The 18248-nt window shown below is 69.7% G+C and carries 15 protein-coding genes and 1 pseudogene; 14 read left to right on the top strand and 2 right to left on the bottom strand.

Annotated features, from left to right (window positions below; translation table 11 throughout):
• The first annotated feature begins 34 nt into the window (after window positions 1-34).
• From OH809_RS13640 to OH809_RS13605, 8 genes and pseudogenes are all read left to right on the top strand, one after another.
• Window positions 35-1798 carry an ABC transporter substrate-binding protein gene (locus OH809_RS13640; protein ID WP_406422150.1) on the top strand — a complete coding sequence of 588 codons (1764 nt, stop codon included), beginning with the start codon at window positions 35-37 and terminating at the stop codon, window positions 1796-1798.
• A gap of 121 nt (window positions 1799-1919) precedes the next feature.
• Window positions 1920-2921, top strand: a complete 1002-nt coding sequence (locus tag OH809_RS13635) for an ABC transporter permease (RefSeq protein WP_406422151.1) — start codon at window positions 1920-1922, stop codon at window positions 2919-2921.
• Between the two features lie 23 nt (window positions 2922-2944).
• Entirely contained in the window at window positions 2945-4027 is a 1083-nt protein-coding gene (locus tag OH809_RS13630; protein ID WP_406425207.1) for an ABC transporter ATP-binding protein, read from the top strand.
• An 11-nt stretch (window positions 4028-4038) separates the two neighbouring features.
• The gene (locus OH809_RS13625; protein ID WP_406422152.1) at window positions 4039-5268 is read left to right on the top strand and encodes an ABC transporter ATP-binding protein; all 1230 of its coding nucleotides are present in this window, start codon (window positions 4039-4041) and stop codon (window positions 5266-5268) included.
• An 18-nt stretch (window positions 5269-5286) separates the two neighbouring features.
• Window positions 5287-5958 (top strand): trimeric intracellular cation channel family protein, encoded by a 672-nt coding sequence (locus OH809_RS13620; protein WP_366695222.1) that lies wholly within the window; start codon window positions 5287-5289, stop codon window positions 5956-5958.
• 88 nt (window positions 5959-6046) lie between these two features.
• Window positions 6047-6892, top strand: a complete 846-nt coding sequence (locus OH809_RS13615; RefSeq protein WP_406422153.1) for a thioesterase family protein — start codon at window positions 6047-6049, stop codon at window positions 6890-6892.
• Window positions 6893-6912: 20 nt separating this feature from the next.
• Window positions 6913-7203: pseudogene (locus OH809_RS13610) on the top strand (helix-turn-helix transcriptional regulator); the annotation flags it as partial.
• 210 nt (window positions 7204-7413) lie between these two features.
• Window positions 7414-8583: a cysteine desulfurase family protein gene (locus OH809_RS13605; protein WP_406422154.1), complete on the top strand. Its 1170-nt coding sequence runs from the start codon at window positions 7414-7416 to the stop codon at window positions 8581-8583.
• Here the strand turns inward: OH809_RS13605 and OH809_RS13600 are convergent.
• Window positions 8580-9326, bottom strand: a complete 747-nt coding sequence (locus tag OH809_RS13600; protein ID WP_406422155.1) for an N-acetylmuramoyl-L-alanine amidase — start codon at window positions 9324-9326, stop codon at window positions 8580-8582. The two genes, OH809_RS13605 and OH809_RS13600, sit on opposite strands and share 4 nt — an antisense overlap.
• A 61-nt stretch (window positions 9327-9387) precedes the next feature.
• Between OH809_RS13600 and mnmA the strand changes: the two genes are divergently transcribed.
• The gene (gene mnmA, locus OH809_RS13595) at window positions 9388-10542 is read left to right on the top strand and encodes a tRNA 2-thiouridine(34) synthase MnmA (RefSeq protein ID WP_406422156.1); all 1155 of its coding nucleotides are present in this window, start codon (window positions 9388-9390) and stop codon (window positions 10540-10542) included.
• Window positions 10543-10545: 3 nt separating this feature from the next.
• On the opposite strand, the gene OH809_RS13590 is transcribed toward mnmA, so the two are convergent.
• Entirely contained in the window at window positions 10546-10881 is a 336-nt protein-coding gene (locus tag OH809_RS13590; RefSeq protein ID WP_406422157.1) for a DUF427 domain-containing protein, read from the bottom strand.
• A 77-nt stretch (window positions 10882-10958) separates the two neighbouring features.
• Between OH809_RS13590 and OH809_RS13585 the strand changes: the two genes are divergently transcribed.
• The 5 genes from OH809_RS13585 (at window position 10959) to OH809_RS13565 (ending at window position 18058) form a co-directional block, all read left to right on the top strand.
• Complete coding sequence (locus tag OH809_RS13585) at window positions 10959-11498, top strand: TIGR00730 family Rossman fold protein (protein ID WP_406422158.1); 540 nt, start codon at window positions 10959-10961, stop codon at window positions 11496-11498.
• 28 nt (window positions 11499-11526) lie between these two features.
• Window positions 11527-12216, top strand: coding sequence for an SDR family oxidoreductase (locus tag OH809_RS13580; protein ID WP_406422159.1), 690 nt, complete (start codon window positions 11527-11529; stop codon window positions 12214-12216).
• 120 nt (window positions 12217-12336) lie between these two features.
• Window positions 12337-13362 carry a methionine synthase gene (locus OH809_RS13575; RefSeq protein WP_406422160.1) on the top strand — a complete coding sequence of 342 codons (1026 nt, stop codon included), beginning with the start codon at window positions 12337-12339 and terminating at the stop codon, window positions 13360-13362.
• Window positions 13363-13391: 29 nt separating this feature from the next.
• Window positions 13392-15587, top strand: coding sequence for an NAD-dependent DNA ligase LigA (gene ligA / locus OH809_RS13570; protein WP_406422161.1), 2196 nt, complete (start codon window positions 13392-13394; stop codon window positions 15585-15587).
• A 383-nt stretch (window positions 15588-15970) separates the two neighbouring features.
• Window positions 15971-18058: a putative bifunctional diguanylate cyclase/phosphodiesterase gene (locus tag OH809_RS13565; protein WP_406425209.1), complete on the top strand. Its 2088-nt coding sequence runs from the start codon at window positions 15971-15973 to the stop codon at window positions 18056-18058.
• Window positions 18059-18248: the final 190 nt, after the last annotated feature.

Below are 18248 nucleotides of genomic sequence, written 5' to 3'. Positions count from 1 at the left end.
ACGGGCCACACCACATCACGGAGGTTGCAAGACAGTGAATCGCTCACGGAAGGCAGTTGCGCTCACGGCCCTCGCGGCCGCGGTTGCGCTGACCGCCACCGCTTGTGGCGGAGGGGACAGCAACAACAAGTCCTCCTCGTCCCAGGGTGCCGGTTACGACGCAGCCACCAAGGGCAAGGTCGTCAACGCGTCCGACAAGAAGGGCGGCACGCTGAAGCTGATGTCCCCTCAGGACGTCGACTTCCTTGACCCGGCCCGTGCCTACTACGGCTTCGTCTGGAACATGCAGCGGCTGTACATCCGTCAGCTGCTCGCGTACGACGCGAAGCCCGGTGAGGCCGGCACCAAGCTGGTCCCCGACCTCGCCGAGTCGCTGCCGACGCTGAGCAACGGCGGCAAGACGTACACCTTCAAGCTGAAGGCCGGTGTCAAGTTCGAGGACGGTACGCCGATCACCTCGAAGGACATCAAGTACGGCATCGAGCGCGTCTTCGCGCAGGACGTCCTCTCCGGCGGTCCGACCTACCTGATCGACCTCCTCGACCAGGGCCAGAAGTACCCCGGCCCCTACAAGGACAAGGACCCCAACAAGCTGGGTCTGAAGTCGGTCCAGACGCCGGACGACCAGACGATCGTCTTCAACCTGGCGAAGCCGAACTCGGACTTCTCGTACCTGATGGCCATGGCCGACTCCTCGCCGGTACCGGCGGCCAAGGACGACGGCGCGAAGTACACCAACCACCCGGTCGCGACCGGCCCGTACAAGGTCCAGTCCTTCAAGCCGGGCAAGGAGACGATCTTCGTCCGGAACACCAACTGGGACCCGAAGACGGACCCGTTCCGCACGGGCCTGCCGGACAAGGTCTCGTTCACCGTGACCTCGAACCCGGACGACATGGACGCGCGTCTGCTCTCGGGCGACGTCGACTACGCGGTCGACGGCACCGGTGTCCAGCAGGCCGCCAAGATCAAGATCCTGCAGTCGCCGAAGTACAAGGCCAACGCGGACGACCCGTTCACCGGCTACATCCGGTACTTCGCGTTCCCGCAGACGGTCGCGCCGTTCGACAACATCGAGTGCCGCAAGGCGGTCATCTACGCCGCCGACCCGAAGTCGCTGCAGACCGGCCGTGGTGGCCCGACCAGCGGCGACCTGGGCGCCAACATGCTGCCGCCGGGTGTCCCGGGTTCGGACAAGTCCTACGACCCGTGGGGCCTGACCCAGGGCAAGCCGCAGCTCGACAAGGCCAAGGCGGCCCTGAAGGCCTGTGGCAAGCCGAACGGCTTCAAGACCACCATCGCGGTCCGTAACAACCGCAAGCCCGAGGTGAACACCGCCGAGTCGCTGCAGGCTTCGCTGAAGGCCGTCGGCATCGACGCCTCCATCGACCAGTACGACGGCAAGAACTCTTCCTCCGTGATCGGTGCTCCCGACAACGTGAAGAAGAAGGGCTACGGCATCATCGTGATGGGCTGGGGCGCCGACTACAACTCGGGTGCGGGCTTCCTGCAGCCGCTGGTTGACGGTTCCTTCATCCTGAAGAACGGCAACAACAACTACACGATGCTGAACGACAAGACGGTCAACGGTCTCTTCGACCAGGCCGCCGCCGCAGCGTCGCCCGAGGCCGCCGCGCCGATCTACACCCAGATCAACAAGGCGATCATGGAGAAGGCTCTCTATCTCCCGATCAACTTCGACAAGGCGCTCGTCTACCGCAACCCGCGGCTGACCAACGTCTTCTACAACGAGTCCATGGGCCGTCTCGACCTCGCGGTCATGGGCGTCGTCAAGTAGCAGTTGGACATGCGGGTCCTTCACCTCGCATGCGCTAGTTCGAAGGGCAGGTGAAGGCCGCGGGCGGGCGGTTGTCGTCCCCACAAGGGACGGCAGCCGCCGGCTGATCAGGCCGACTGCAGTGCTCGTCTACCTCCTCCGACGACTCGTCAATGTCGTCGTCATGCTAGTGATCGTCTCCATGGTCACCTTCGGCATCTTCTTCATGGTGCCGAAGATCACCGGAAGCGATCCCGCACTCCTCTATGCCGGCCGTGAGACCAACAAGACGGCCATCGAGGGCATCCGTAAGAAGATGGGCCTCGACAAGCCCGTCACCACGCAGTACGGCCTCTTCCTCAAGGGCATCGTGGCCGGCCGGGACTACGACCAGGGCTCCCAGATCACCCACTGTCCGGCCCCGTGCTTCGGCTACTCGTTCAAGAACGAGCAGCCGGTGTGGCCGGACCTGAAGCAGCGCATCCCGGTCACCCTGTCGCTGGCCGCGGGAGCTTCGGTGCTCTGGCTGATCGGTGGTGTCGCCACCGGCGTGATCTCCGCACTGCGCAGACGCACTGTGCTCGACCGGGTCACGATGATCACCGCGCTGGCGGGGGTGTCACTGCCGATCTACTTCACCGGACTGGTCTGTTCGGCCGTCTTCATCTACAGCCTGGAATGGATGCAGACGATCAACTACGCGCCGCTCACGGATGATCCGGCGGCCTGGCTGAACAGCATGATCCTCCCCTGGATCACCCTGGCCTTCCTCTTCGCGGCAACCTACGCCCGGCTCACCCGCGCCACCATGCTGGAGATTCTGGGCGAGGACTACATCCGTACGGCCCGCGCCAAGGGCCTCAAGGAGCAGGTGGTCATCCGCAAGCACGCCCTGCGGTCCACCCTCACCCCGATCATCACGGTCTTCGGTCTGGACCTGGGCGCCCTGCTCGGCGGCGCGGTGCTGACCGAGTCGACCTTCAGTCTGCCCGGCATGGGCAAGGCCGCGGTCGACGCGATCAACTCCGGTGACCTGCCAGTCATCATGGGCGTCACCATCATCGCGGCGTTCTTCGTAGTCATGGCCAACTTGATTGTCGACCTGCTGTACGCGGTCGTCGACCCGCGTGTGAGGCTGACGTGACCGACAACACCCCCACCCAGGACGTGCAGTCGGCCGGTCCGGCCGGTGTTCCCGAGCAGGGCGGCGCACGGCCCGAAGCATTCCTCTCCGTGCGCGACCTGAAGGTGCACTTCCCGACCGACGACGGCATCGTCAAGTCCGTCGACGGGCTCTCCTTCCAGCTGGAGAAGGGCAAGACCCTCGGCATCGTGGGCGAGTCCGGCTCCGGCAAGTCGGTCACCTCGCTGGCCGTCATGGGCCTGCACCGGTCCGGTCAGGCGCGCAGCCGCCCCGACATCAGCGGTGAGATCTGGCTGGACGGCGAAGAGCTGATCGGCGCCGGCGACGACCACGTCCGCAAGCTGCGCGGTCGGCAGATGTCCATGATCTTCCAGGACCCGCTGTCGGCGATGCACCCGTACTACACGGTGGGTGCGCAGATCGTCGAGGCGTACCGCAACCACCACGACGTCAGCAAGAAGGTGGCCCGCACCCGGGCGATCGAGATGCTCGACCGGGTGGGCATCCCGGAGCCCGCCAAGCGCGTCGACGCCTATCCGCACGAGTTCTCCGGCGGTATGCGGCAGCGCGCGATGATCGCGATGTCGCTGGTCAACAACCCCGAGCTGCTGATCGCGGACGAGCCGACGACCGCCCTGGACGTGACCGTCCAGGCGCAGATCCTCGACCTGATCCGGGATCTGCAGAAGGAGTTCGGCTCCGCGGTCATCATGATCACCCACGACCTGGGCGTGGTGGCCGAGATGGCCGACGACATCCTGGTGATGTACGGCGGCCGTTGTGTCGAGCGCGGCACCGCCGAGGAGGTCTTCTACCAGCCCCGGCACCCGTACACCTGGGGCCTGCTCACCTCGATGCCGCGCATCGACAAGGAGGAGACCGACCGGCTCGTCCCGGTCAAGGGCTCCCCGCCCAGCCTCATCAACATCCCGACCGGCTGCGCCTTCAACCCGCGCTGTCCGTACGCGGACGTCCCCAAGGGCGGCATCACCCGGACCACGCGCCCGGAGCTGCAGCAGGTCAGCGGCAACCACTTCTCGGCCTGTCATATGTCGCAGGAGGAGCGGACCCGTATCTGGACCGAAGAGATTGCGCCGAAGCTGTGAGCGAGAAGGCTGTGACTGAGAAGACCGGCGCCGAGACGGCGATCCCGCAGCAGGCCGAGGGCTCGCCCGAGCCGCTGCTCAGAGTCGAGAACCTGGTCAAGCACTTCCCCATCAAGAAGGGGCTGCTGCAGCGCCAGGTCGCCGCGGTCAGGGCGGTCGACGGCATCTCCTTCGACGTCCGCCCGGGGGAGACCCTGGGTGTCGTGGGCGAGTCGGGCTGTGGCAAGTCGACGATGGGCCGACTGATCACCCGGCTGCTCGAACCGACCGGTGGCAAGGTCGAGTTCGAGGGCAAGGACATCACGCACCTGGGCGTCTCGGCCATGCGGCCGATGCGCCGTGACGTGCAGATGATCTTCCAGGACCCGTACTCCTCGCTGAACCCGCGGCACACGGTCGGCACGATCGTCAGCGCGCCCTTCAAGCTGCAGGGCGTCACCCCCGAGGGCGGGGTCAAGAAGACGGTCCAGGACCTGCTCTCGCTGGTGGGGCTCAACCCCGAGCACTTCAACCGCTATCCGCATGAGTTCTCCGGCGGCCAGCGCCAGCGCATCGGCATCGCCCGGGCGCTCGCGCTCAAGCCGAAGCTGGTAGTCGCCGACGAGCCGGTCTCCGCGCTGGACGTGTCGATCCAGGCGCAGGTGGTCAACCTCCTCGACGACCTCCAGGACGAGCTCGGTCTGACGTACGTGATCATCGCGCACGACCTCTCGGTCATCCGCCATGTCTCGGACCGCATCGCGGTGATGTACTTGGGGAAGATCGTCGAGTTGGCGGACCGCAAGTCGCTGTACTCGGCGCCGATGCACCCGTACACCAAGGCGCTCATGTCGGCCGTGCCGGTGCCCGATCCGCGCCGTCGCGGGGTCAAGAGCGAGCGCATCCTGCTCAAGGGCGACGTGCCGTCCCCGATCTCGCCGCCCAGCGGCTGCCGCTTCCACACCCGGTGCTGGAAGGCGACGGAAATCTGCAAGACGCAGGAGCCGCCGCTCATCGCGCTGAAGACCGGGCACCAGGTGGCCTGCCATCACCCGGAGAACGCGCCGGACCAGATGCCCGGCGACGCCGTGCTGGAATCGGCGCGGGACGCGGTGGAGATCGTGGCGCTGAAGAAGGAGCCGGAGCCTGCCGCACAGGAGACCCCGGCCAAGATCACCAAGGCGTCCCAGGAGCCCGAAGCCGCGGCGGATTCGGAGGACGCGGCGGACTCCGGGGATGCGGGGGACACCCCGAAGGAGTAGGACCGGCACAATTGCCCGGTGCTCAACGAACTGTTCACGCCCTCCGTCCAGCATGCGCTCGACATCGTCGGAATCTTTGTCTTCGCGATCTCCGGCGCACTGCTCGCCGTACGCAAGAACTTCGATGTCTTCGGCATCGCGGTACTCGCCGAGGTGACAGCGCTGGGCGGGGGGCTGTTCCGTGACGTGATCATCGGAGCGGTCCCGCCCGCCGCCTTCACCGATCTCGGCTACTTCCTCACCCCACTGCTCGCCGCCGGCCTGGTCTTCTTCCTGCATCCGCACGTCGAGCGGATCCAGGTCGCCGTCAACGTCTTCGACGCGGCGGGCCTCGGGCTGTTCTGTGTCGCCGGCACCGTCAAGGCGTACGACTACGGCCTCGGTCTCACCGCATCGGCTGCCCTGGGCCTGGCCACCGCGGTCGGCGGCGGTGTGCTGCGTGACGTACTCGCCAACGAGACGCCGTCGCTGCTGCGCTGGGACCGCGATCTGTACGCCGTGCCCGCGATCGTCGGCGCCACCATGATCGTGCTGTGCATCCGCTTCGACGCGCTGAACGCCTTCACCAGCGGCACCGCCGCGATCACCGCTTTTGTTCTGCGGCTGCTGGCGATGCGCTTCCACTGGCGGGCGCCCCGCGCCTACAACCGTTCCTCGGCCACGGCGGAGGAGAGCTCCGCGGCCACCTGACCGGACACCATGTGCCCGTGATACGCCGATACATCGACGACTCAAAAAAGCTACCGCTCAGTAATGCATTCGGTGTACGGTGCATCTCATGGCACAGGCAGCTCAGGCACTCATCGGTGACAGCGAGTTCGACAGGGACACCGCCGTCACCCTTCGCGAAGAAGGCGTCTACGACGCCGAGCTCTCCGCGGGCTGGACGATCATCCGCGCCGTCAATGGCGGGTATCTACTGGCCATGCTCGGCCGCGCGCTCGGCGAGGCCCTGCCCCACTCCGATCCCTTCTCGGTCTCCGCGCACTACCTCACCGCGTCGGTCCCCGGCCCCGCGGTGATCCGTACGCAGGTTGTCCGCACCGGCCGGACCCTCTCCACCGGCCAGGCGTCCCTCTTCCAGTACGCGGAGGACGGCACCGAGGTCGAGCGCATCCGGATCCTCGGCACCTACGGCGACCTGGACTCCCTCTCCGACGACATCCGTACGTCGGCGAAGCCGCCGGCCATGGCGCCGATCGAGCAGTGCTTCGGCCCGGACGACGGCCCGGCGCCCATCCCCGGAAGCTCCGCGATCACCGAGCGGCTCAGTATCAAGCTCGACCCGTCGACCGTGGGCTGGGCCGTCGGCGCCCCGTCCGGCAAGGGCGAGATGCGCGGCTGGTTCGGCCTTGCGGACGGCCGCGACGCCGACCCGTACTCCCTGCTGCTCACCGTCGACGCACTGCCGCCGACCTCGTTCGAGCTGGGGCTCAAGGGCTGGACGCCGACCATCGAGCTCACCACCCACATCCGCTGCCGCCCGGCCCCCGGCCCGCTGCGTGTCTCCATCACCACCCGCAACCTCGCGGGCGGCTTCCTGGAGGAGGACGCGGACGTCTGGGACAGCGCCGACCGGCTGGTCGCTCAGTCCCGCCAGCTGGCCCGCGCCCCGCGCAGCTGACCCATGGTTCGCCGGGCGGCGTGAAATCCGACCGGCTGCTCTCGATCCTGCTGCTGCTCCAGACGCGCGGTCCGGTCCCCGCCACCGAGCTCGCCGAGCGTCTCGATGTCTCCGTACGCACCATCTACCGCGACATCGAGGCGCTCTCGGCCTCGGGCGTCCCCGTCTACGCGGAACGCGGCCGGCACGGCGGTATCGCCCTGCTGCCCGGCTTCCGGACGGATGTCACCGGCCTGACCATCGACGAGGCGCGCGCCCTGTTCGTTCCGGCCGCGCAGGGCGCCCTCCCCGGGCTCGCCCTCGGTATCGCCGATCTCGTCGTCCTGGCCTTCCTGGTCACCGGAAACGGCACCGTCTCCTGGAGCTTCGGCAGCTGACCGACGGTGCGCCCCGGCACCGCTCCCGACCGGATCGGCTCCGGATCGGGACAGGCGGCACAGCACCCGCCCACCGTGCACGGGTACCGGACCGCGATGCGCCCGGCATGCGCCCCGCCACAGGCTCGTAGAATCGAGCCCACCATGGCTTACCTCGACCACGCCGCGACCACGCCGATGCTTCCGGAGGCGATCGCGGCGATGACCGCCCAGCTCGCCGTCACCGGCAACGCGTCCTCACTGCACGCCGCCGGGCGCCGGGCCCGCCGTACCGTCGAGGAGTCGAGAGAGACCCTCGCCGACGCCCTCGGCGCACGCCCCAGCGAGGTGGTCTTCACCTCCGGAGGCACCGAGGCCGACAACCTCGCCGTGAAGGGCCTCTACTGGGCCCGCCGCGACGCCGACCCACGGCGCACCCGCGTTCTCGCCGGTCCCGTCGAGCACCACGCGGTGCTGGACGCAGTCGACTGGCTCGCCGAACACGAGGGCGCGACCGTCGAATACCTCCCCGTCGACACGTACGGGCGCGTCCACCCGGACGCACTGCGCGAGGCGATCGTGCGCAATCCCGACGATGTCGCGCTGGTCACCGTGATGTGGGCCAACAACGAGATCGGCACCATCATGCCGGTACGTGAACTGGCCGCCGTGGCCAACGAGTTCGACGTGCCGATGCATGCCGACGCGGTCCAGGCCTTCGGCCAGCTGGACGTCGACTTCGCAGGCTCGGGGCTGGCCGCGATGACCGTCAGCGCGCACAAGATCGGCGGCCCGTTCGGCATCGGCGCGTTGCTGCTCGGCCGCGAACACACCCCCGTACCCGTGCTGCACGGCGGCGGCCAGGAGCGGCATGTGCGCTCCGGGACCCTCGACGTGCCCGCCGTCGCCGCCTTCGCGGTGGCAGGCCGGCTTGCCGCCGAACGGCGCGAGGAGTTCGCCCGCGAGATCGGCGGGCTCCGCGACGAGCTGGTCGCGGCCGTGCTGGCCGCGGTCCCCGACGCCATCCTCGGCGGCGACCCCGCCCCCGGCGGCCGGCTCCCGGCCAACGCCCACTTCACCTTCCCCGGCTGCGAGGGCGACTCCCTCCTGCTGCTGCTGGACGCCCAGGGCATCGAATGCTCCACCGGCTCCGCCTGCACGGCGGGCATTGCCCAGCCCAGCCATGTGCTGCTGGCCACCGGCACCGATCCGGACCTGGCCCGCGGCACGCTGCGGTTCTCGCTCGGCCACACGTCGACCAAGCAGGACGTCGAGGACGTGGCACGGGCGATCGGGCCGGCGGTCGAGCGCGCCAGGACGGCGGGGCTCAGCTAACGGGTGCCGGGCCCTGATCCGCCGGACACCTCCTGGGGTCCCGGGCCCCCAGGGCCCCTCGTCGGGCCGGCAGCCGCTGTCCGTACCAGCTTGAGATACCGGTCCCAGTCCCAGTGCGGACCGGGATCGGTGTGGTCCGTGCCCGGCACCTCCACATGCCCGATGATGTGCTTGCGGTCCACCGGAATCCCGTACCGCCCGCATATCGCGGCCGTCAGCCGCGCCGACGACGTGTACATCGCCGCCGTGAAGTCCTGCGGCCGGTCCACGAAACCCTCGTGCTCGATGCCGACACTGCGCTCGTTGTACGACCTGTTCCCGGCGTGGAACGCCACATCCAGCTCACGGATCATCTGCGCCACGTGGCCGTCCCGGCGCACCACGTAGTGCGCCGCCGCCCCGTGCTCCGGGCTCTGGAAGACCTTGACCGCGCCGCGGTAGCTGCCCTGAGTGACATGGATGACGACCCGGTCGATGTCGTAGTCGGCGGGGCGGTCCGCCCGCCGCCAGTTCGCCGGGGACGCCGCTATCCACTCCGCCCGGGCGTAATCCAGCTCACCCGGCTTCCGGGGCTTGTTGACTCCCGGCAGCCGCCACCAGGCATGCTCCAGCTTCGTCCGCGCCAGCGCCGCCGTGCCCACGGCCGTGACAGCAGCGCCGATCAGCAGCCCACGCCGGCTGATGCCGTGCTCCGACTTGGCCCCTGCGGAGCCCTTGGCGCCCGCCGTCCCCTTGGTCCCCATGTGATCGACAACGCATATCCGCGAGCGTTCGGTTCCCGGCGACCCGTACCCTGGTGGAGCTATGAATCAGACTTCCCCGCGCCCCCTCCGGGTGCTCGCCGCCATGTCGGGCGGTGTCGACTCCGCCGTCGCAGCGGCCCGCGCCGCCGAGGCGGGCCACGACGTGACCGGTGTGCACCTCGCCCTCTCCGCGAACCCGCAGTCGTTCCGTACCGGAGCGCGCGGCTGTTGCACCATCGAGGACTCCCGCGACGCCCGCCGCGCCGCGGACGTCATCGGCATCCCGTTCTACGTCTGGGACCTGGCGGAACGCTTCCGCGAGGACGTGGTCGAGGACTTCATCGCCGAGTACGAGGCGGGCCGCACCCCCAACCCGTGCCTGCGCTGCAACGAGAAGATCAAGTTCGCGGCGCTGCTCGACAAGGCGCTCGCCCTGGGCTTCGACGCCGTCTGTACCGGCCACTACGCCACGGTCGTGCTGAACGAGGACGGCAGCCGTGAGCTCCACCGCGCCTCGGACATGGCCAAGGACCAGTCGTACGTCCTCGGCGTCCTGGACGAGAAGCAGCTCGCCCACGCCATGTTCCCGCTCGGCGACACCCTCACCACCAAGGAAGAGATCCGCGCCGAGGCGGAGGCCCGCGGCCTGGCCGTCGCGAAGAAACCCGACAGCCACGACATCTGCTTCATCGCCGACGGCGACACCCAGGGCTTCCTGGCCGACCGCCTCGGCGGCAAGGCCGAGGGCGACATCCTCGACGAGTCCGGTAACAGGCTCGGCACCCACGAGGGCGCCTTCGGCTTCACCATCGGTCAGCGCAAGGGCCTGCGCATCGGCCACCCCGCCGCCGACGGCAAGCCGCGCTACGTCCTGGACATCTCCCCGGTGAACAACACGGTGACGGTCGGCCCGGTCGAGGCCCTCGACGTCACCGCGCTGACCGCCATCAAGCCCCGCTGGTGCGGCACCGCCCCGGTCGGCCCCGGCACCTACACCGCCCAGCTCCGCGCCCACGGAGGTGAGACCGAGGTGACCGCCGAGCTCGTGGACGGCACACTGAACGTCACCTTCACCGAGGCGGTACGGGGCGTGGCCCCCGGCCAGGCCGTCGTGCTGTACGACGGGACGCGGGTGGTCGGCTCGGCGACGATCGCGACGACGGTGCGGCGCACCGAAGCAGCAATTTTCGATTCGGCACGTGAGAGCGGTGACTGACGATCAGTCGGAGATGGTCTCGGTGTCGTAGAAGCAGAAGTGGTCCTTGATCGCGGCGACTTCGGGCTTCGGGTCCGGATAGGCCCAGACGAGATCGGCCGCGTCCGGCAGTGACCAGTAGGAGGCATCTCCCTTGAACGGACAGTGGGTGTGGGTGTCCGACGCCGTCAGCAGTTCCGTACGGACGTCGGCCGGCGGCAGGTAGTAGCGCACCGGACAGCCCGTCTCGCGCAGCACGAGCGGACGGCGGCTCTCGGCGAGCAGCTGTCCGTCGCGCACCACGCGCACGTGCTCGGTGCCGGGCTCGACGGTGATGCGGTGTCCTGAGGTGGAAGTCATGTCAGGTGCAGCCACTCCGTCCGCCGTTTTCTTCCCCGCCTCCGTGGAGTGTCAGTGGCGGCGCATACGGTGAATCCATGAACATCTGCGTCTTCCTCTCCGCCGCCGACCTCGACGACCGCTACACCCGCCCCGCCCGTGAGTTCGCCGAACGGCTCGGCCGCGGCGGGCACACCCTGGTCTGGGGTGGTTCGGAGAGCGGGCTGATGAAGGTCGTCGCCGACGGGGTGCAGGAGTCGGGCGGCAGGCTCGTCGGGGTGTCGGTGGACTTCCTCGCCTCGAAGGCGCGGGCCAACGCCGACGAGATGGTGATCGCGCGCGATCTCGCCGAGCGGAAGGCGCTGCTCCTGGAGAAGGCCGACGCCGTCGTGATCATGGTCGGCGGTACGGGGACGCTCGACGAGGCCACCGAGATCCTGGAGCTGAAGAAGCACGGCAAGCACAACAAGCCGGTCGTCCTGCTGAACACGGCGGGTTTCTACGACGGGCTGCGCCAGCAGTTCCAGCGCATGGAGGACGAGGGCTTCCTGCCGCTTCCGCTCGCCGAGCTGGTGTTCTTCGCGAAGGACGCGGTCGGGGCCCTGGCGTACCTCGAGGAGTGGTCCGGGCTGCGGTAGGCAGGCGGGTGGATGCGACCATGGGGCCATGTCCACTCATCTCATCACCGGCGCCGGCTCCGGCATCGGCGCGGCTGTCGCACGCCGTCTTCTGGAGCGGGGCGACGAGCTCGTGCTGCTGGCCCGGGACGCGGGCCGCGCCAAGGAGCTTGCCGCGCTGTACCCCGGCGCCCGAACTCTCGTCGGCGACCTCGGCAACCCGGACCGGCTCTCCTGGGCGTTCGCCCAGCAGTCGCTGCCGGAGCGGCTCGACTCGCTGCTGCACATCGCGGGCGTCGTGGAGCTCGGCCGGGTCGGCGACCTCACGCCCAAGGCTTGGCACTTCCAGCTCAACGCCAACCTGGTCGCCCCCGCCGAGCTGACCCGGCTCTTCCTGCCGCAGCTGCGGGTCGCCCAGGGCCATGTCGTCTTCGTGAACTCGGGCGCCGGGCTCAGCGCGCACGCGGAGTGGAGTGCGTACGCCGCGAGCAAGCACGGCCTGAAGGCGCTCGCCGACTCGCTGCGCCACGAGGAGCACGAGAACGGGGTACGGGTGACCTCCGTCTACCCCGGGCGCACCGCCGGCCCCATGCAGGCCAAGGTCCACCGGCAGGAGGGCAAGGAGTACGACGCCTCCCGGTTCATCGATCCGGAGTCCGTGGCCACCACGCTGTTGATGGCGCTCGATCTGCCGCGGGACGCCGAGGTCAACGACCTGACAGTCCGCCCGGGGCGCTGACCGGGACCCGGGCCGGGACCAGGGTCGCGGCCGGACCGGGACCCGGGCAGGGACCGGCGCAAGCGCTGTGCCGGGCCCGCCCCGCGACGGGCCCGGCGGCCCGGACCGTAGGCTTCCTGCGTGAGCGAGAAAAGCAAGTTCAGCGGGTGCCGCGCCACCGGGATCGGGTCGATGCCCGGGGGAGACGCGCGGGAGGCGGCGAAGACCGTCACCGGGTCCTTCGGGGACGGCGAGGGGCTGCCGTATCTGCCGGAACTGCCCGCACGCGGGCCCGGCGCGGACATGATCGGGCGGACCATCGGGCTGCTCGTCGACATGTACGGCCATGTCGAGCCGAGTGGCTGGCGGATCAGTGACCGGCCGGGCCGCGACACCCGCCGGGCCCGCTCCTGGCTCGGCGAGGACCTCGACGCCCTGGAGGAGTTCACCCAGGGGTACGAGGGACCGCTCAAGGTCCAGGCCGTCGGCCCCTGGACGCTGGCCGCCGCGCTGGAGCGCCGGGGCGGCGAGGCAGCGCTCGGCGACCCGGGCGCCTGCCGCGATCTGGCGGGCTCCCTGACGGAGGGGCTGCGGAACCACCTCGCCGACGTACGGCGCAGGGTGCCCGGCGCGCAGGTCATCCTGCAGCTCGACGAGCCGTCCCTGACCGGTGTACTCCGTGGACGGATCCGCACGGCGAGCGGATACCGCACCTACCGGGCCGTGGACCGGCAGGTGGTGGAGGGCACCCTCCGCGATGTCCTGGCGGTGAATGGGGACGGCGCCACGGTGGTCCACACCTGCGCACCCGACGTCCCGTTCGCGCTCCTCCGTCGCGCCGGGGCCGACGGTATTTCGTTCGACTTCTCCTTGCTCACCGAGCGTGAGGAGGAGGCGATCGGAGAAGCGGTCGAGGGCGGTACCCAGCTCTTCCTCGGAGTGGTGCCCGGCACCGACCCGGCTTCGGACGCATTGTCGGACCCGGGCGGTAGCGTCATGGGTGTCAGGACGCTGTGGCGCAGGCTGGGGCTGAATCCGGGGACTCTCGCCGAGTCCTTGGTCATCACCCCGACGTGCGGGCTCGCGGGTGCGTCGCCCGCGTACGCGCGCGCCGCGCTCGCCCATTGCGCCCGGGCCGCGAGATCGCTCGCAGACAACCCTGAGTAACGGGTATCGGGTAACGGGAGGACAAGACGATGGCCGGCGGACAGCAGTCGGAAGTGCCCGCGGAGGTACAGGGGCGGCATGCGCTCCTCGCCGAGCAGATCGAGGAGCACCGCTTCCGCTACTACGTGAACGACCAGCCGGTCGTCAGCGACGCCGAGTTCGACCGGCTGATGCGCTCGCTGCAGGAGCTGGAGGACGAGTATCCGCAGCTGCGTACGCCCGAGTCGCCGACCCAGAAGGTCGCGGGGCCGTACCTGACGGAGTTCACCTCGGTCGAGCACCGCGAGCGGATGCTCTCCCTGGACAACGCCTTCGACGACGAGGGGCTGGCGGTCTGGGCCGAGCGCGTCGTCAAGGACATCGGCACCACGGACTACCACTTCCTGTGCGAGCTCAAGGTGGACGGCCTCGCGGTCAATCTCACGTACGAGCGGGGGCTGCTGACCCGCGCGGCGACCCGCGGCGACGGCCGCACCGGAGAGGACATCACCCCCAATGTCCGTACGATCGCCGAGATCCCGCACCGGCTGAAGGGCGACCGGATCCCGGAGCTGGTCGAGATCCGCGGTGAGGTCTTCTTCCCGATGGAGGCCTTCGAGGCGCTGAACGCCCGGCTGGTGGCGGCCGACGACAAGCCGTTCGCCAACCCGCGCAACGCGGCGGCGGGTTCGTTGCGCCAGAAGGACCCGAAGGTCACCGCGGGCCGCCCGCTGCACATGGTGGTGCACGGCATCGGTGCCCGTGAGGGCTTCGGGATCGACCGTCTCTCGCACGCCTACGAGCTGTTGCACGAGTGGGGCCTGCCCACTGCCGGACACAACAAGGTCGTCGACTCCCTCGACGGTGTACGGGAGTTCATCGCGTACTTCGGCGAGAACCGGCACTCCGTGGAGCACGAGATCGACGGCGTCGTCGTCAAGGTCGACGAGATCGCGCTCCAGGGCCGGCTGGGCTCCACCTCGCGCGCCCCGCGCTGGGCGATCGCCTGGAAGTACCCGCCGGAGGAGGTGAACACCAAGCTGGTGAACATCCGGGTCGGCGTCGGACGCACCGGCCGGGTCACTCCGTACGCGCAGGTCGAGCCGGTCGAGGTGGCGGGCTCCGAGGTCGAGTTCGCCACGCTGCACAACCAGAACGTGGTGAAGGAGAAGGGTGTCCTCATCGGCGACACGGTGGTGATCCGCAAGGCGGGCGACGTGATCCCGGAGATCCTCGGCCCGGTCGTCGATCTGCGGGACGGCACAGAGCGGGCGTTCGTGATGCCGACCCACTGCCCCGAATGCGGGACGGAGCTGCGGCCCATGAAGGAGGCCGACATCGACGTCCGCTGTCCCAACGCGCGCTCCTGCCCGGCCCAGTTGCGGGAGCGCGTCGCCTACCTCGCGAGCCGCAAGTGCCTGGACATCGATCACTTCGGCTACGTTGCCGCGGCCGCTCTGACCAGGCCGCTGGAGCCCGTGGAACCGCCGATGGGCGACGAGGGCGATCTCTTCGGACTGACCATCGAGCAGTTGCTGCCGATCCGGGCCTATGTGCTCGACATGGACAGCGGACTGCCCAAGCGCGATCCGAGGACCGGCGAGGAGAAGACCGCCCTGGTCTTCGCCAATCAGCACGGCGAGCCGAAGAAGAACGCCGTGGCGATGCTGGAATCCGTCGCCGCCGCCAAGGAGGCTCCCCTGGCCCGGATTCTCACCGGGCTGTCGATCCGTCATGTGGGTCCGGTCGCGGCCGCGGAGCTGGCCCGTCAGTTCCGTTCGATGGACCGCATCGAGGCGGCCACGGAGCAGGAGCTGGCCGACGCCGACGGGGTCGGACCCATCATTGCCGCCTCGGTCACCCAGTGGTTCGCGGAGGACTGGCACCGGGAGATCCTGCGCAAGTGGCGGGAGGCCGGGGTCCGGATGGCGGACGAGGCCGCGGGCGAGGACGAGGGGCCGCGGCCGCTCGAAGGCCTCACCGTCGTCGTCACCGGCACGCTGGCCGACCACACCAGGGACGGTGCGAAAGAGGCCCTGCAGAGCCGGGGAGCCAAGGTCACCGGTTCCGTTTCGAAGAAGACATCCTTCGTCGTGGTCGGCGACAACCCGGGCTCGAAATACGACAAGGCCATGCAGCTGAAGGTTCCGGTTCTGGACGGGGCGGGCTTCGCCGTGCTGCTCGAAGAGGGGCCCGAAGCGGCGCGCGCGGCGGCTGTGCCTGTCGCCGAACCGGTTGAGGGGTAGCGGGCCGCGATGGCGCCGGACGGGGGTCGGGACGGGGCGGGACGCGATACGGAACGGTCCCGTCCGGGCAACGGGGCCCGGTCGGGACGTCCGGGTTCAACCGTTCGGCGCACAACCAATTCTGACGGATAGTCGGATTGCATTCGGGCAACAGCTGTAGAGCGCTGCCCGTAGGGGGTTTCGCGGCCTACTGTTGAGACGTGCGCCTGCCGAGCCCCGGCTGCACGACCGACGTGGGGCCGTGGTGGCATGGGAGCGGGACAACAGGTGACATCGGCACCGCCGGCTGTGAGAGGGACGGAATGAAACCGACCGAGAGCGCCGGACCGGTGTCGCGGCTGCAAGGTTTCGTCGGCCACACCCCCAAAGTGGGTGCCGTCGTCATGGCGATCGCCACGGTCCAGCTCGCGACCGGTTTCTACCGGAGCGTGAGCGACGGGCACGCGCTCTTCCCGGACGGCGCGGCCGGCTGGTCGCTCGCCGTCCTCACCGGAATCATCGTCGGTCATCTGGTGGCCCTCGGGCGCGACCGCTGGTGGGGCGGGACCGGATCCGGCGCCGCCCTCACCCTGGCCGTCCTGCTGCTCTACGGCTGGGTGCCCGCCGGACTCGTCAGCATGGTCGTCGTCGTCCTCGTCGGCGTGGCACGAAGACGCCGCTGGTCGCAGGGGCTGCTGCACGGGGCGGTGGACATTCTGGGGATAGGGGCGGCGGCGCTGGTCCTCGCCGCGTTCGGTGAGGCGCAGACCGTCGAGTCGCCCTGGCAGCCACTCGACTGGGGCGTCGACGCAGTCCCGGAAGTCCTCCTCGCCGCCGCCACCTATCTCCTCGTCACCCGGGTCCTCCTGTGGTATGCGCGGGCACCCCAGGGCGGCGGACTGCCGACCATCGGACGCACAGCCCTGCTGCGGCAGGGGCTCGTCGTGGTCGCCCTGCTCGGCATCGCCCCGCTGATCTGTGTCGTCGCGATGGCCATCCCCGTCCTGCTGCCGCTCTTCGCGGTCCCGCTGATCGCCCTGGACTCCACCCTCTGGATCGCCCGGGCCAGAGCCGAGGAGCAGCTGCGGGACCCGCTGACCGGACTGCCCAACCGGCAGTGGATGCTGGAACGCACCTGGACGGCCCTGGAGTACGCCGAGAGCATCGGCGCCAGATCCGCCCTCGTCCTGATCGACCTCGACCGGTTCCGGGCCGTCAACGACACCCTCGGTCATCTGGCGGGGGACCGGCTGCTGCTGCAGATAGCGGAACGGCTCCGGCTGGCCCTGCCGCGCGGAGCGGAGGCCGCGCGGCTCGGCGGCGACGAGTTCGCCGTACTGCTCCCGACCGCGGACTCCACCACCAGCGCCCAGCGCGTCGCCCGCCATCTGGTCGCCGAGCTCTCCTCACCGCTGGACCTCGACGGACTCACCCTGGTGCTGGAGGCCAGTGCCGGCGTCGCCGTCTACCCCGAGCACGCACTGGACGCCGAAGGGCTGCTCAGGCGCGCCGATGTGGCGATGTACCAGGCCAAGCGGGACCGTACGGGCGTCGAGGTGTACGAGTCGAAGCGGGACAGCAACACCCCGGACCGGCTCGGTCTCCTCGGTGACCTGCGGCGCGCCCTGGACGCCGGCGAGGTGGAGCTCCACTATCAGCCGAAGGTCCGCTTCGACGGGCAGGTGGCCGGACTCGAGGCGCTGGTGCGCTGGGTGCATCCGGAGCGCGGGCGGGTCCCTCCGGACGAGTTCATCGCCATCGCCGAGTCGTCGGGTCTGATGCCGCATCTCACCGAGTACGTGCTGGAGACGGCGCTGGCGCAGGTCGCCCGGTGGCGGGCGCAGGGACTGCTCGTCCCGGTCGCGGTCAACGTCTCCCCGCGCGACGTCCACACCCCCGGCTTCGCGGGCAGCGTCGCGGCCCGGCTCGCCCGGCACGGCGTCCCTCCCGGCTCCCTGCAGCTGGAAATCACGGAACACGTGCTGCTCGAGGACCCGCAGCGCGCCGCGGACACGCTGGCCGGGCTGACCGGGCACGGCGTGAAGATGTCGCTCGACGACTTCGGGACGGGGTACTCCTCGCTGGTCCACCTGCGTCGGCTGCCGGTCAGCGAGCTGAAGATCGACCGGTCGTTCGTGGCCCGGCTGGCCGTCGACCACGAGGACGCGGAGATCGTCCGCTGCACGATCGACCTGGCCCACTCGCTGGGCCTGCTGGTCGTCGCCGAGGGCGTCGAGGACGACGAGACGTGGGAGCGGCTGCGGGACCTGCGCTGTGACGCGGTGCAGGGGTGGCTGGTGGCTGCCGCGATGCCGCCGCAGGAGACGACGGCCTGGCTGAGGGCGCGCGGCGAGCACGGCTGGCGGCGGCCGGCCGAGCTGGAAGCCGCGGCTGCGGCCGCAGCCGCGGCGGCGGGGGCGGGGGCGGGGGTGGCCGAGCTGGAGCAGCGGTCTCCCGGGCGAGGGGTTCCTTCGCGTCCGGCGACGACGTGAGCGGGCGGGCCGCCTGGTAGGGATAGAGAGCCTGGCGGAACGTCCGGGTGGCGTCCTGTCCTCGATCTCCCCCATGGCATCGAAGACGCCTCACACACACGGGGGACCTTCTCGACGGGCCCGACCGGCCCCGATACGCGCAGAACTGAGCGGAGTGTTCCATGGGTGGCGGCCCCTCCCATGGCGGACC

This window comes from Streptomyces sp. NBC_00873, from assembly GCF_045207415.1.
Classification (GTDB): domain Bacteria; phylum Actinomycetota; class Actinomycetes; order Streptomycetales; family Streptomycetaceae; genus Streptomyces.
The sequence above is the reverse complement of the archived record's forward strand: the minus strand, read 5'-3'. Positions and strand labels throughout refer to the sequence as shown.

What these genes read in the sequence shown, in the direction of transcription:
- OH809_RS13590 (WP_406422157.1), bottom strand. Translation starts at nt 10,881, where the DNA reads ATGACTTCCACCTCAGGACACCGCATCACCGTCGAGCCCGGCACCGAG.
- OH809_RS13565 (WP_406425209.1), top strand. Translation starts at nt 15,971, where the DNA reads ATGGCGATCGCCACGGTCCAGCTCGCGACCGGTTTCTACCGGAGCGTG.
- mnmA (WP_406422156.1), top strand. Translation starts at nt 9,388, where the DNA reads ATGAATCAGACTTCCCCGCGCCCCCTCCGGGTGCTCGCCGCCATGTCG.
- OH809_RS13615 (WP_406422153.1), top strand. Translation starts at nt 6,047, where the DNA reads ATGGCACAGGCAGCTCAGGCACTCATCGGTGACAGCGAGTTCGACAGG.
- ligA (WP_406422161.1), top strand. Translation starts at nt 13,392, where the DNA reads ATGGCCGGCGGACAGCAGTCGGAAGTGCCCGCGGAGGTACAGGGGCGG.
- OH809_RS13585 (WP_406422158.1), top strand. Translation starts at nt 10,959, where the DNA reads ATGAACATCTGCGTCTTCCTCTCCGCCGCCGACCTCGACGACCGCTAC.
- OH809_RS13580 (WP_406422159.1), top strand. Translation starts at nt 11,527, where the DNA reads ATGTCCACTCATCTCATCACCGGCGCCGGCTCCGGCATCGGCGCGGCT.
- OH809_RS13605 (WP_406422154.1), top strand. Translation starts at nt 7,414, where the DNA reads ATGGCTTACCTCGACCACGCCGCGACCACGCCGATGCTTCCGGAGGCG.
- OH809_RS13600 (WP_406422155.1), bottom strand. Translation starts at nt 9,326, where the DNA reads ATGGGGACCAAGGGGACGGCGGGCGCCAAGGGCTCCGCAGGGGCCAAG.